Below are 14,770 nucleotides of genomic sequence, written 5' to 3' on the forward strand. Positions count from 1 at the left end.
TTCTAAAAAATCGGTGCCCGACTGATGCCATTTTTTAAACAAAATGATAACCAGTCACTTAAAAAACGATTTAGCTGAAGTTTCTCATCCTTCTGCATCATTTTTTTATTTGGGTAATCATATCGGGCTTGTACCCTAGAGATCTGCTCACTAGCACACACTTCCGCAACTCTAGCATCATGATATAGCCTTACCGTCATCTTCGGCAGTGGAAAAACTGGATTTTCGTCACACTGGCTAACATCAATCAAGGTGGTGTATTTGGTCACTTCCACAACATCAAGTTGATAAGAAAGCGCAATCACTTGATAAGAGCGACTATCTCCAACACTCGGTTGGTTAGGCAAAAGTGCGTTTAACTTTGCATAATTTGTTTCATATATCCGCATCAACTCAGCGAGATCAACATGATACGGTTTGCTTGACGCTAAATTTGCCATTGCGATAATAATTCTTCTCTATTCAATTCAAGCCATTGCAATGCAATTATTGAGGCACCATTCTCAATTTTTCCATTTTTCACCATAGAATATGCTTGTTCACGGCTCATAACATGGACTTGAATATCTTCATTTTCATACTCTAAACCATGAACACCGCTCGCGGTTGATGCGTCAACTTGACCGACGAAAACATCTAATCGCTCAGAGCAACCTCCCGAAGAAGGGTAATAATTGGTAATTGGCGAAAGTTGACGTACCTCTACTCCTGCCTCTTCCATTGCTTCTCTTCTCACTAAGTCTTCAACACTCTCTTCTGCATCCATGATCCCGGCAACAATCTCAAACTGCCATGGATTTTCATGCTCAAGAGCGCCAACACGAACCTGCTCTATCAATACCACTTCATCGCGAATCGGGTCATAAGGCAACATAGCCGCGGCATGACCTCGTTCAAACAGTTCTCTTTCTATAGGCTCACTCCAACCACCAGCAAAGAGCTTGTGTCTAAATGTCAGCTTAACCATTTGAAAGAAACCTCGGAATAACCTCTCTTTTGAGATAATTTCTACATCGTTCGGTGTATATTGAGATTTCATGATGAGTGTTAGATCCTATAGTTCATAATTGAGTTATTTAATCATAGAGTATCTTTCCCACCAATGATAAGCCTCAACTTTTTTAATAAATACTAAAAATTTCTTTGGGTAAACAAGATATTTATTGCACAACCGGACAATAAAGTGTAAAAAAGCGCAAAGATTAACGCCAAAACATGACAGTTTAGGTTAAACTCTTGAAGATTCGACTATAAATAAGGCAGGAAAAAACCGATGAAAAAGCTGCTACCTTTGATTATCAGCGTCACACTCAGTAGTGTTGCTAGCTACTCTATGGCAGATGATCTTGCTGGTATCTATAACCTAGCAAAAGAAAATGACCCAACATTATTACGTTCCGCTGCTCAAAAAGATGCAGCATTTGAAGCGATAACGTCTAGCCGTAGTTCACTTCTTCCACAAATCAATCTTGGTGCTAGTTACGATATTAACACTAGTGATATGGACTCACAGGAGTACAATCAATTAGCTGCTAGTGTTGGATTTAGCCAAGAGATATTTAAACGCTCAAGTTGGATAAGCCTAGATACCGCAGAGAAAACCGCTCGTAAAGCTGATGCTCAATATGCGGAAGATCAACAGGGTTTGATTTTGCGCGTTTCTACTGCGTACTTTGAAGTATTAAGAGCGCAAGATAGCCTAGAATTTGTTCGTGCAGAAAAAGCGGCGGTTGGACGTCAACTTGAACAGACTAAACAACGTTTTGAAGTTGGCCTATCTGCCATTACAGATGTGCACGATGCTCAAGCACAGTTCGATACTGTATTAGCCAATGAAGTGGTCAGTGAAAATGACCTTATCAACAGCTATGAAGCGTTACGCGAAATTACTGGGCAAGAACATACGGATCTAAACATTCTCGATACGAAGAGTTTCTCCGCTGAAAAAAGCCAAGAATCACCTCAACAGCTGTTAGAGATGGCTCAAACACAAAACTTAACGCTGCTGCGTGCTCGTATCGCTCAAGATATCGCTCGAGACAACATCTCTCTAGCGAGCTCAGGTCATTTACCAGAACTAACCCTAGATGGTTCACTTCAACGTCTAGACAGAACTGAGAGTACAAGCGATTTTGATGCGAATAACTTTAATATCGGCCTTAACTTAGCGATTCCACTTTATACTGGTGGTAACATTACTTCTAAAGTTAAACAGGCTGAATATAACTATGTTGCGGAAAGTGAAAACCTAGAAGCGAGCTACCGTCAAGTAGTCACTTCGGTTCGCAGCACCAATAACAACATTAATGCCACGATTGGTACTATTCGAGCTTATGAGCAGTCGGTTGTTTCTGCGAAATCCGCTTTAGAGGCAACAGAAGCAGGGTTTGATGTAGGTACTCGTACTATCGTTGATGTACTGGATTCAACAAGACGTCTATATGATGCTAACCGTAATCTAGCTAACGCTCGTTACAACTACATTATTAGTGTACTGAACCTTCGTAAGGCCGTCGGTTCACTGAGTGAACAAGATATCATTGATATCAACGCCAGCTTGATGAAAGCAAATTAAAAGCACTTTAAATAGAAAAGGGGTCAGATAACCTATCTGGCCCCTTTTTTTAACTAAAATCTGTGCCGTGTAACCATCTACTCTTTGCCACCTTTGATGGCTTTAATGATTTCAGTAGTAGAAACACCCTCTTCAAAGTTAAGCACCTTAACTTCACCGCCAGCGGCAATAACTTCGTCACCACCCGCAATTTCGTGAGGTTTATAATCGCCACCTTTCACTAGCAAGCTAGGCAATACTTCAGAAATAAGACGTTGTGGCGTATCTTCTTCAAAAGGCACCACCCAATCAACCGCACCTAAACCGGCTAGAACGGCCATTCGTCTTTCTGTTGGATTAACTGGACGACCCGGTCCTTTTAATCGCTTAACGGAATCGTCACTATTTACAGCAACAATCAAACGGTCACCAAGTTCAGCCGCATGATTAAGATAAGAGACATGTCCGGCATGTAAAATGTCAAAGCAGCCATTTGTCATAACCACTTTCTCACCTTTTGAACGGGCTTTCTTCACCGCTTCAATTAAAGCGCTTTCAGTAATCACACCATAGTCAGTATCCTGACTACCGTGAATGGCTTCCGCAAGCTCAATAGTCGATAGCGTAGAAGTACCGAGTTTTCCAACAACAACACCTGCAGCCGCATTGGCTAATGCACACGCTTCATCAAGAGGCTTACCTGCCGCTACCGAAGCAGCAAGAACGGAAATCACCGTATCACCGGCACCGGTCACATCAAAAACTTCTTTGGCTAATGTAGGCAGATGAAAAGGCTCTTCGCCTTTACGCAATAGCGTCATCCCATGTTCGCTACGAGTCACCAGTAAGGCTTCAAAATCGTAACGTTCGATCAGGTCCAGTCCTTTTTCAACCAGTTGCTGTTCATCTTCTACTTTACCGACAACTAACTCGAACTCGGCCATGTTAGGGGTCAACAATGTCGCGCCACGATAGCGTTCAAAGTCTGCCCCTTTCGGATCAATAAACACAGGTAAACCAGCTGCGCGTGCCTTTTGGATTAAAGCTTGAACGTGCTCTAATGCGCCTTTGGCATAGTCTGATAGCACAACCGATTGTACATTTGGTAGTGCCGTCTCCATTTGCGCTAACATAAGTTCCGGATCAACACCTGTAAACTTATCTTCAAAATCTAATCGAATCATCTGCTGTCCACGGCTCATCACTCGTAATTTAGTGATGGTTGGGAACTCAGCCAATGGTACAAACTGACAATTTACTTTTAGTGAACTTAAGGTGTTGGTGAGAACCTGTGCTGGCTCATCTTCACCAACCAAACCAATTACCGTTGCCTTACCACTGAGTGCAGCAATGTTCATTGCCACGTTAGCTGCACCACCCGGTCGCTCTTCATTATCTTCAACTTTAACTACAGGGACGGGAGCTTCAGGTGAGATACGTCCCGTTGGACCGTACCAATACCTATCTAGCATGACATCACCAATAATAAGCACACCCGATTGACTGTAATCCGGCAATATCGGTTTCATAAGGTTCTCCAAAAATAATTTGTGCCAATGTTAACTTATATACCCAAGTAACCTCAAGGCGCAGAACTTAACGCTGCGCTGTCACAGGGCAAGCTTTATGCTTTTGATTTCATTAAACGTTGAGATAATGCAACGACAATCTAACTCATCCAACGTTGCCACTGTTGCGTCACACACTCTCTTTCTTCAACAAAGCGTGATTTATCAACATCCGCTTCTTGATTAAGTAGATTTCTATGATGAATTTCATCTCTCAATGTTGTGTATGCATGGTTCAGTCGCTGCATATCTTGCTCGGATACGATCTCTTGCTGAGCAAGAGATTCAAAAATACGTACATTGTCAGACCACCGAGTAAGAGAAATGTTCTCCGAGCTGTAACGAAGAACCAGATATTGAGCTAAAAACTCAATATCTGTGATTCCTCCGGTGTCTTGTTTGAGCATAAAACGACCCGCCTTTTTGCCACCAAGGTGATCACGCATTTTTTCTCGCATATCAACCACCTGTTTTTTAAGCTCGCTCTCTTCTCTTGGTAGCGCCAATACTTTATTACGAATATTACTAAACGCTTTCACCAAAGAGTGGTCACCATAAATTAGACGAGTTCTGACCAATGCCTGATGTTCCCACGTCCAAGCGTCATTTAACTGATACTCTTCAAACGCTTCCACCGGGCTGACTAACAAACCAGACGCACCAGATGGACGAAGTCTTGTATCCACTTCATAAAGGATGCCCGATGCCGTTCGAATAGAGAATATATGAATAATTCGTTGCGCTAAGCGAAGATAAAACTGTCGACTATCAATCTGTTTCTTCCCTGTGGTATAGCTCGACACAGGACAGTCATGCATAAACACAATGTCTAGATCGGAATTGTAACCAAGTTCCCAGCCGCCAACTTTTCCGTAGCCAATAACCGCTAGCCCTTTGCTGTGACTATCCTTTAAATAATCCGGCTCACCATATTTCTCACTCAGTTGTAGCCACGCTTGGTTGATGACCGCTTCTACAATGGCTTCCGCTAAATAGGTTAAATGGTCACTCACCTTCATCACTGGCAGAGCCCCGGCAATATCAGCCGCGGCAATACGTAAAATACATATCTGCTTAAACTGCCTTAACCCCTCGATCTGCTGCTCCATATCATCTTCAGGGATACGAGCAAGGAAATCTCGTAACTCCACTTTATAAGAATCAAGAGCAATAGGGTTATAGAGTTGCTGCGGATCAAGCAGCTCATCAAGCAGTATTGGATAGCGGCTCAATTGCTCAGAAATCATTGGGCTCGCAGTGCATAAACGCACTAACTGAGTTAACGCCGCCGTATGTTCATCCAGCAATTCGAGATAGGTTGTTCGTGTTGAAATCTTGTGCAGCAACTGCAACACCCTAGGCAAGCCAAATTGAGCATCCTTGTGCGCAAAAATCGCCTGAAACACTTTTGGCATCAGCTTATTAAGTACGTCTCGTCCTCTTGGACCTAAGGTTTTTTTCGCCAAATCGGCTTTAAATTGAATAATGGTGTTGGCGTCTTTCTCTGCATCTTGGCTGTTAATATCTTCGCGCAACACATCTTGAATAACGTCCTCTGAATGGGCCATATCCCACAGTTCAGAGAAGTGTTTATCAACAGGCGTACTCTCTTCTTCAACATCCCCTATTAGATTCTCAAAAACAGTATGAACATTTTCCATGTGCTTGGCTGTTTTCTCTCGCATGACCTGCCAATTTTCCTCTCCCATCGCACAGGCAAGCATGGCTTGTTCTTCTTCTCCATCAGGAAGCGTTTGAGTCTGTTTATCCGCCATGGCCTGCATAAGGTTCTCTAACTTACGCAAAAAACAGTATGCCGAGTGAAGTTGTGTCACATCTTCACTATCCAACAAATTTAGCTCATCAATAGCCTGTAACGTCTGCAATAAACCGCGTCCACGTAAAGACGGTTCTCTGCCGCCTCGGATAAGTTGGAATACTTGTGCGATAAACTCTATTTCTCTAATGCCCCCAGCTCCCAGCTTAATGTTGTTGCTAAGCTGCCGGCGACGAACTTCACTCGAGATCATCGACTTCATTCTTCGCAATGACTGGATCGCACTAAAATCAATATAACGACGAAAAACAAATGGCCGTAACATCTGTCGCAACTCTTGGTATTCTGGGTACATCTCGCGCCCCATTACCCGAGCCTTAATCATCGCGTAGCGTTCCCAGTCTCTGCCTTGTTCTTGATAGTAGTCTTCTAAAGCAGCAAAACTCATCACCAAGGGCCCACTTTCCCCAAAAGGTCGTAACCGCATATCTACCCGATAACAGAAACCATCAAACGTCTGTTGATCCAACGCTTTAATAATTCTCTGGCCTAAGCGGGTAAAAAATTGCGCGTTAGCTATGCTTCGTCTTGCCCCTTGAGTCTCACCATTTTCCGGGTAAGTAAATATAAGATCGATATCCGAAGAAAAGTTAAGTTCTCCCCCACCCAGTTTTCCCATACCGATGATCAGCATAGGTTGAGCGTCACCATTCTCGTTGCAAGGTGTTCCCCACTCGCCACAGCAGATCTGATATTGCCACTGATAAGTCTCAAAGATCATCGCTTCAGCCAGCATAGAGAGGTGACTAAGGCTCTGCTGCAAACTCCAACTAGCCGAAAAGTCTCGCCACGCTATGTTGACCATTTCTCGTCGTCGAAACTGGCGAAGCACTTTAAGCCCTGCGGCTTCATCGCAACATTCTTGCAACTGCGTACTCAATGCTTGTCGGTATTGTGGTGAACGGTCACTGTCTGCCAGCATAGAAGGAAGAAGTGAACAGAGTTCTTCATCTTGGCTCAGTGATTCACACACAAAACGACTCAGGGGTAATACCCGCTTTGACTCTTCAACTCTTAACGAGGGCCACTCATTTATCACTAACTGGCTCTGTTCAGGCAACTGGTCAAACGATTTTTGATATTGTTGGGAAAGGCTATCTGGTCGCTGCATTACACATCCTTGCTCTGCATTAGTTCTGTATTTAACTTCAACTGGGGATAAGAAAGTCAAAACTCCATATTTAATAATAAGTTAAGCTTTAACTAGGCGCAGTGCTGCTATTTTAGATGGATGACAAGGCAAAATTATAAGTGATAGTTATTCTATCACGTTGATTTTAACGAAGTCAGACGCTATAAGAGCAGTACTGAGCGGCTTAAATTATCCCGAGCTGAGGTTATTTAGTTAATCTCACCACTCTAACAATAAAAAACGCCCGCTTAAACTAAGCGGGCGTCGTATTTTGATATCAAAATAGTTTGTGTATTAATTACACCTTAAATGACTGAATTTTCCCGTCCAGTTCTTCCGCATTACTTTGCATGATCTCTGAAGTCTCTAACAACTCAGTCACCACCACAACCGAAGCTTCAACCAACTCTCTAACATTATTCAAGTTTTGGTTCATCTCTTCAGCCACACTACTTTGTTGATCAGCGGCTGTGGCGATTTGGAAGTTCATATCATTAATATTGTTCACTTGCTCAACAATGCCATTCAACTCTTCACCCGCATTGGTAACGAGCTCGGCACCATCCGCCGCTTCCACAACACTTTTTTCCATTAACTCTACTGCCGAGTTAGCACTGCTTTGCAGTTGAGAGATCATCTCTTGAATTTCAACCGTAGCGGTTTGTGTGCTCTGCGCTAGATTACGCACTTCGTCAGCCACCACAGCAAAGCCACGACCCGCTTCACCGGCTCTCGCCGCTTCAATGGCCGCATTCAGAGCCAACAAGTTGGTCTGTTCAGAAATGCCCTGAATAGTACCCACAACGCTACCAATAGCCTCAACTCGTTCTTCAACTTGGTTTACTGCATTAGCAGACTGGCTAATATCGGTGGAAAGCTCACGCATTTTTTGCACACTGTCTTGCACAAAATTCTGGCCTGTTTTCGCTTGTTGTGAGGCATTCTCTGTCACTGACGACGCATTTTTAGCGTGCTCAGCAACCGTTAGAACTGTGCTGGTCATCTCTCCCATCGCCGTCGCCAATGAATCAATTTCATTAAACTCTTCTTGAGAGGACTCTTTTGTTTCAGACATGCTGAGTGTCATGATTTCCGTCATTTCTGACAACTCTTGCGAAGAGTTCACCTGAGCCTTAATCACGTCTTGAAGTTGTACGCGAGTCTTCTCTAACTCACGGGCAAGATCACCATATTCGTCTTTACAATCTAGCTCAACGGGCACAGATAGATTCTTACTGGCCATCATTTTTATGCTTTCAATTATATAGTTAGTCTGACGTAACATGACATGTGCCGCCCCTAATAAGACACCAACAAAGATCACGATCATCGCTAACGTCTGCCATATAATTTCGGTAACATAAGCATCATAGTATGACTGTGCAATTTGTGAGCTTTGCGATACCACCACTAACCAATTTGCATCTGCTAGCTTTTCAGCATGGAATAATGATTCACCATCGTTCAGCTCAAAAGCGACGCTTTTGCTGTTACCAGATAACAGCTGAGATAAAGCTCGCCCGTCATCTGTATTGCCACTAAACCCGCTGACTGTTTTAATCTTTGGATGCCCAGACACTTTTCCACTATCAAGATCAATCAAAAAGGTAAACTGACCTTGTTGATGTTTCGCATCTAATATCGCGAACGCTTTATCTACATCTATTTCACTATTATCTATCGCTAGCACTTTATCTAATATGCGAGCCTCAGCCATAGCAAAGCTCGCCGTTTGGTCTTTTTGTACTGACAGTACCGACTGATAAAAGGTGTTGGCATCCCATAACTGCTTAGCAATAATTAGGACGGTACTCAATACCATTAAAATAACTAATTTTGGCACCAAACGAATGTCGGTAATTAGTCTTTCCCACGGTTTAATCTTTATGCTTGCCATTACAAATTCTCCACGTATTCTTTAAGTACTGGCGCGAACGTCAAATAGTGATTATTAAAATAAGGTCACTGTTTATTCACTTGTGTCGATACTTTATTCCATTTATTTCGAGCTGCGAATGAAAAACAATCATAACAAAAATGACTTAAAACCCATGAGTCTTATGTCACTGTTACTCTCTTTTTTATCGCTATTTGTGATCTCTGGGTTGTTATTTATGACACTGGAGCCAAACACATACCGTATTCTTCTCGGTTTAGATACGCTCATCTGCTGTTTATTTCTTTTTCAGCTCACTATTGACCTAATACGTTCTAACAACCGTCGCAAATACTTGCAATCACATTGGATAGATTTTGTCGCGAGCATCCCATTGATCGAACCACTTAGATATGGGCGGCTGATGCAAATATTTAGAGTGTTAAGAATTATCCGTTCAGGTAAAGAAGTTTGGCGACTGCTACAAAGAAACCGAAAAGAGGCCACCATAGCCTCCATCTTGTTTTTGTTAGTCATGTTACTCACCGTCGCGTCAACGCTGATTATTGCCGTTGAAGCAACCGACCCCTCTGCCAATATAACATCCACTGGAGATGCACTATGGTGGGCTTTTGTGACCGTAAGTACCGTAGGTTACGGTGACTACTATCCCGTCACAACCGTCGGTAAGGTTATAGCGACCGTCGTTATCATTTGTGGGGTGGGTATTTTTGGCATGATATCAGGTTTGATGACGTCTATTATTACCACTCCGGCACATCAACATCATCGTCCTAAAAGTGAAGATAACCATCAGTTGTTAGAGCAGATCTTGCATCAGCAACAACAGCTAGAGAAAAAGCTCGATAAATTAGAACAATCTGTTTCTCAAATTAAAAATAGCCAATAGGTCAGTATTGGCTATTCATTTATAAACCCTAAAGCTCATTGACCTCAGCTCGGGCAGGTTGCTACCTCTTATTAGTATGGCTTTGTTAACGTCTAACTACGCCAATAAGGTTCCGCTTCCACACCCATCATTCTTGTTTGCTCCATAGCGTGAAGAATGGAGGATTCTTGACGAGCGATCCAACGTTGCAACTGACCTTTGTCTTCCTCTTCTAACTCTTCTACCAAAGACTGTAATGGTTCTAAAGTGAGAAGATCATCAATCCCACTGGACAAATCTGCCCAAGGAAGACGAAATGAATTGCGCTGCTCAATATCATAAATCGCAGCAAAGCAGATACCAGTATACAAGTTACGCATTAATCGATAACGCTGGTCGATAAACTCCTGACGAGACAGCTCTCTTTCCGGAGGGAAAGCTTCCATCAACTCTGCCCAAGTTCTGTCTAACTGCTTTTGAGAGAAACGACTAATACCTCTTGCCATTTTCTCTCTAGCGCTGTCATCCAAAAATGGTTGCCATCCTCTTGCCAATAACCAACGGCTAAGATCCAACAGCAACCCTGTATAACGAGCGGAGGTAAGCAACGCTACGACATCCTCTTCATTAGGCAACTGCTCTTTTTGTTGTTGCAAGCGTTTCAGTAGCTGTTTACGCGCATCAAGTTTACGCAGTGCATGTCCCTTATCTTCACAAAGGTCATCAATATAGTCAGCGGTTTTAAGCCAAGCCAACTCTTCATCAAGCCATTTAAGCTCTTGACGTAATATCGCGCTCGCTCGTCTTGGTACAATACCGCCAAATACCGTGAGTATTTGACGAATAAATGAAATGGAGTAACTGATTTGGTGAAGCGCAGGTAGCGACGTTTGCTCAAAATAAATTTGTTCATGACGATGCCAGTGGGCCAACGCATGTTCTAGTGACTTAACAAAACAGACTTCTACCGAATCGGCTTTGTTGGCAGCAACTAAAGCCAATGGTTTCACTTCATCACTACTGCTGCCTTGCGCTAAACGGTAACCTCGTGCGGCTTTACTCAAATTGCCTAACCGCATTCCTCCGTCTTCGCTCAATGTTCTTGCTAAAGTAAATAACGCATCCGCCTGACCAGACTTGAGTTCCAATTCAACTTCACAAATAGGTTCTTCTTTATCACCGGCAACAACGACACCTTGATCAAATGCCACTTCAACTTGGCTACCATCAGCCATTCCCACTAGCCATTGCTCTCTAGTGAAGTTTGTTGAAAATATGGGACTTAGCTCACTTTGCAACTGTAAAACATCTTTACCTTTCGGCCAGATATCTTCTGGATGAAGAGACAATTCAGGCTCATTGCAATTGTGTTCAGCGTTGTATTCAGGGCGTTGATGTAATCCCGCAACGACTCGGCCGGAGGTTTTCACTGTCTGAACAAAAACCTCGTCAAAGCGTCGAATACGTAAACCTATATCATGTTTACGCAACCAGTTGTCTTGAGTGTCAAAGTAGGTATTGCCTAGCTCTCTACAACTGTTCTGAAGTACTTTTGTTTGTGCGATCTTCTGCGTTAATATCTCTGAAAAATCTGGGGCAACAAAGAACTTCAGTTCTATTTCGGTTTCCATAGTTTTACCTTAAAAAGACGATACAGACAGGATATTGCCTATTTTCCACCACGGCAAGCGCCAAATTTCACACAACTGATGATCTAAATCAGTTTTAATGAGTAATTTATTAGGTTACCATGCGCCACTTTATAGCCCTATGGACACCGTGATAATGAAACATGGTGTATGTTTAAATTAGGTTTATATTTTTTTGAGTTTGAATACTATGCCAGTAAATACGATCATGGGATTGTTTGCTAAGTCCCCTATAAAACCTCTACAACGACATGTTGCAGTTGTGGATCGCTGTTGTTTCCGCCTGATTGACTTTTTTGAAGCTTGTAATCAGGGAGATTGGGAAAAAGCAGAGACCATCCGCTCTACAATATCGGAGTTAGAAAAAGAGGCTGATGTACTGAAGCGAGAAATCCGCCTCAAACTTCCTAGTGGCTTGTTTATGCCCGTTAGTCGTACAGATATGCTAGATCTGTTAAGACAACAAGATATGTTAGCTAACTTAGCTAAAGATATCGCCGGACGTGCGTTAGGAAGAAAATTACAAGTCCCAACCCCTATCTATGAAAACTTTATCGAATACCTAAAACGTTGCCTAGATGCCGCTGCATTAGCGCACAAGGTTGTTCAGGAATTTGATGAGTTACTAGAAACCGGATTCAAAGGCCGAGAAGTTGAACTAGTGGCCGACATGATTCATCAGTTGGACGTAATTGAAGATGATACTGACTCTATGCAGATTCAGCTTCGTCAAGATCTTATGGCAATTGAGCATGAATACAGTCCGATAGACGTCATGTTTTTATACAAAATTTTAGAATGGGTTGGCGAAATAGCCGACCAGTCGCAGCGCGTCGGTGCTCGATTAGAAATAATGCTTTCTGATTCTTAAAATTTAAAGTCACTATGTTCGTTCAGAAAATATACGCTGAAATGAGGCGTAGAAGGTAGTTACCCTTCAAGAAACTGAACAACTCAACTACTTAGGTACTAAGATGGATATCCTCGCTAACTACGGCACTGTCCTAATTATTATTGCTGCACTGTTCGGATTTTTAATGGCCATTGGTATTGGCGCAAATGATGTTGCTAATGCCATGGGAACCTCTGTGGGTTCTAAAGCGATTACCGTTAAACAAGCGATAATTATCGCAATGATTTTCGAGTTCGCTGGTGCGTATCTTGCCGGCGGTGAAGTCACCGATACCATCCGAAAAGGTGTTATTGAAACGTCACTTTTTGCAGATAAGCCTGATGTTCTTGTCTTCGGAATGATGTCTGCACTATTAGCTGCGGGAACATGGTTATTACTGGCCTCTTTTATGGGTTGGCCTGTATCCACTACTCACTCAATCATTGGTGCAATCATTGGTTTTGCCCTTGTTTCTGTTGGTTCAGAAGCCATTGACTGGGGTTCAGTTCAAGGCATTGTTGGCAGTTGGATAGTTACCCCTCTCATATCCGGTATTATCGCCTACTACATATTTCTCAGTGCGCAACGGCTGATATTTAATACTGAATCACCACTACAAAACGCTAAGCGCTTTGTTCCTGTGTACATGTTTATCACCACAATGGTAATTGCACTGGTTACCATTAAAAAAGGTCTTAAGCATGTCGGGTTACATTTAACAGGTGTTGAAGCTTGGGGATGGGCGATTGCTGTTTCTGCTATGGTAATGGTGGGCGGTTATCTCTACATCGGTAAAAAGTTCGCTAAGCGTACTGAAGATCATAGTTTTGCTGGTGTTGAGAAAATTTTCAGCACGCTAATGGTGATTACCGCTTGTGCCATGGCCTTTGCTCATGGTTCAAATGACGTAGCTAACGCAATTGGGCCACTTTCTGCTATCGTTTCTACCATTCAAAATATGGGTGAAATTACAACGAAAAGCTCCATCGCATGGTGGATACTGCCACTAGGTGGGTTAGGCATCGTATTTGGTCTAGCGACTATGGGTCATAAAGTAATGGCAACCGTAGGCACAGGCATTACAGAACTCACACCAAGCCGTGGCTTTGCTGCGCAGTTAGCAACAGCTTCAACCGTTGTGTTGGCTTCGGGTACCGGGCTTCCAATTTCCACCACACAAACCCTTGTAGGGGCTGTATTAGGTGTTGGTTTTGCTCGTGGTATTGCGGCTCTTAATTTAGGTGTAGTACGCAACATTGTGGTTTCATGGGTGGTTACCCTACCCGCTGGTGCCATCTTATCTGTTGTTTTCTACTACATCATCAAAGCAGCATTTAGCTAAGCTTAGATCACTTATCTCCTTACCGATAATTGTCACTAGACAGCGGCAATTATCGGTAAATAATACCTAAGCTTTTTATTAAATATGGATTTTTGACTTTCTTATCCCGCGTTAAGGTTAATCAAGCTTCCTCTATGAAACTGCACTTAAGTTACCTTCACTCATAAATACCATCATATCGGTAGATTTCTATTAGATAATCAAATCCGTATTTAGCTAACTTATGTTAGAGTAGTGTCATATTTGACTCAATCGCACATAAAGGGGCGTTTTACCTCCCTCTTTTGTTGCACGACCAAAAGAAACTTCTTACTATTCCACCTATAAGCGAAAGGTTAACTCTATTAACCATAGTCTCACTAAAGGAACCATAAAGGGACACACTGTGAAAAAACTGTTTTCTATTGTTTTATTTGTCTGCTTAGCAACACCAAATGCATTTGCTGCTCAACGTTATATTGCTGACAATCTATTTACTTACATGCACGCTGGTCCAAACAACCAGTTTCGAATTATTGGTAGCGTCAACGCTGGCGATAAAGTCAACCTGGTTGATACCAACAAAGAATCAGGTTACAGCCAAGTGGTCGATAGCAAAGGGCGTAAAGGCTGGGTAGAAAGCCGCTTTGTAACTCGTCAAGCTAGCATGGCAGAGCGACTACCAAAACTAGAAGAAGAACTCGCTAGCGTAAAAGAGCAGCTTTCTAACGCACGTAAAAACTCAGATGAAGAACAAGCTGGATTAATGCAATCTCTAGATAGCCGTAACGCTCAAATTAAAGAGCTGGAAAACAGCTATAGCGATATCAGCCAGAAACTCACTTCATCTCAAACTGAGATCCGTGAATTAAGAGCCAGACTGGATACTCAAAAAGAAGATCTACTGCTTAAATACTTTATGTACGGCGGTGGCGTTGCGGGTGGCGGCTTGTTACTTGGACTTATTCTTCCAGGCATTATGCCAAGAAGAAAAAAATCAAATAACGGCTGGGCTTAATACCCACACAAATATTAATGACATGTTAAATAAA

General features: G+C 42.6%; 11 protein-coding genes. 5 read left to right on the forward strand and 6 right to left on the reverse strand.

The features are described 5' to 3' along the window. Positions 1–2: 2 nt before the first annotated feature. Together CHJ_RS12420 and nudF are read right to left on the reverse strand one after the other, a co-directional pair. On the reverse strand, positions 3–440 hold the full coding sequence (locus CHJ_RS12420; protein ID WP_171752635.1) for a DUF1249 family protein: 438 nt from the start codon (positions 438–440) through the stop codon (positions 3–5). Then, positions 428–1,039 carry an ADP-ribose diphosphatase gene (nudF, locus tag CHJ_RS12425; protein ID WP_171752634.1) on the reverse strand — a complete coding sequence of 204 codons (612 nt, stop codon included), beginning with the start codon at positions 1,037–1,039 and terminating at the stop codon, positions 428–430. Before nudF ends, CHJ_RS12420 begins: the two co-directional genes overlap by 13 nt. A 234-nt stretch (positions 1,040–1,273) precedes the next feature. On the opposite strand from nudF, the gene tolC reads away from it, so the two are divergent. After that, positions 1,274–2,575 carry an outer membrane channel protein TolC gene (tolC, locus tag CHJ_RS12430; protein WP_317917796.1) on the forward strand — a complete coding sequence of 434 codons (1,302 nt, stop codon included), beginning with the start codon at positions 1,274–1,276 and terminating at the stop codon, positions 2,573–2,575. Positions 2,576–2,652: 77 nt separating this feature from the next. Here tolC and hldE read toward each other — a convergent pair whose 3' ends face one another. The 3 genes from hldE to CHJ_RS12445 all read right to left on the reverse strand — a co-directional run bounded on the left by hldE (position 2,653) and on the right by CHJ_RS12445 (position 8,988). Beyond that, entirely contained in the window at positions 2,653–4,083 is a 1,431-nt protein-coding gene (gene hldE / locus CHJ_RS12435; RefSeq protein ID WP_171752632.1) for a bifunctional D-glycero-beta-D-manno-heptose-7-phosphate kinase/D-glycero-beta-D-manno-heptose 1-phosphate adenylyltransferase HldE, read from the reverse strand. Positions 4,084–4,223: 140 nt separating this feature from the next. Beyond that, the gene (gene glnE, locus CHJ_RS12440) at positions 4,224–7,070 is read right to left on the reverse strand and encodes a bifunctional [glutamate--ammonia ligase]-adenylyl-L-tyrosine phosphorylase/[glutamate--ammonia-ligase] adenylyltransferase (RefSeq protein ID WP_317917797.1); all 2,847 of its coding nucleotides are present in this window, start codon (positions 7,068–7,070) and stop codon (positions 4,224–4,226) included. 319 nt (positions 7,071–7,389) lie between these two features. Next, entirely contained in the window at positions 7,390–8,988 is a 1,599-nt protein-coding gene (locus CHJ_RS12445) for a methyl-accepting chemotaxis protein (RefSeq protein WP_171752630.1), read from the reverse strand. 118 nt (positions 8,989–9,106) lie between these two features. Here CHJ_RS12445 and CHJ_RS12450 point away from each other — a divergent pair, with 118 nt between their 5' ends. Then, positions 9,107–9,877, forward strand: coding sequence for a potassium channel family protein (locus CHJ_RS12450; RefSeq protein ID WP_171752629.1), 771 nt, complete (start codon positions 9,107–9,109; stop codon positions 9,875–9,877). A 92-nt stretch (positions 9,878–9,969) separates the two neighbouring features. Here CHJ_RS12450 and CHJ_RS12455 read toward each other — a convergent pair whose 3' ends face one another. Beyond that, positions 9,970–11,487 carry an inorganic triphosphatase gene (locus CHJ_RS12455; protein WP_317917800.1) on the reverse strand — a complete coding sequence of 506 codons (1,518 nt, stop codon included), beginning with the start codon at positions 11,485–11,487 and terminating at the stop codon, positions 9,970–9,972. A gap of 208 nt (positions 11,488–11,695) precedes the next feature. On the opposite strand from CHJ_RS12455, the gene CHJ_RS12460 reads away from it, so the two are divergent. The 3 genes from CHJ_RS12460 to CHJ_RS12470 all read left to right on the forward strand — a co-directional run bounded on the left by CHJ_RS12460 (position 11,696) and on the right by CHJ_RS12470 (position 14,736). Continuing rightward, entirely contained in the window at positions 11,696–12,376 is a 681-nt protein-coding gene (locus CHJ_RS12460) for a TIGR00153 family protein (protein ID WP_171752627.1), read from the forward strand. Positions 12,377–12,479: 103 nt separating this feature from the next. Then, positions 12,480–13,739, forward strand: coding sequence for an inorganic phosphate transporter (locus CHJ_RS12465; RefSeq protein WP_171752626.1), 1,260 nt, complete (start codon positions 12,480–12,482; stop codon positions 13,737–13,739). Positions 13,740–14,124: 385 nt separating this feature from the next. Further along, positions 14,125–14,736: a TIGR04211 family SH3 domain-containing protein gene (locus tag CHJ_RS12470; protein WP_171752625.1), complete on the forward strand. Its 612-nt coding sequence runs from the start codon at positions 14,125–14,127 to the stop codon at positions 14,734–14,736. Positions 14,737–14,770 lie beyond the last annotated feature (34 nt).

Origin of the sequence: Vibrio sp. MACH09, from assembly GCF_033238805.1 — a bacterium.
Classification (GTDB): Bacteria; Pseudomonadota; Gammaproteobacteria; order Enterobacterales; family Vibrionaceae; genus Vibrio.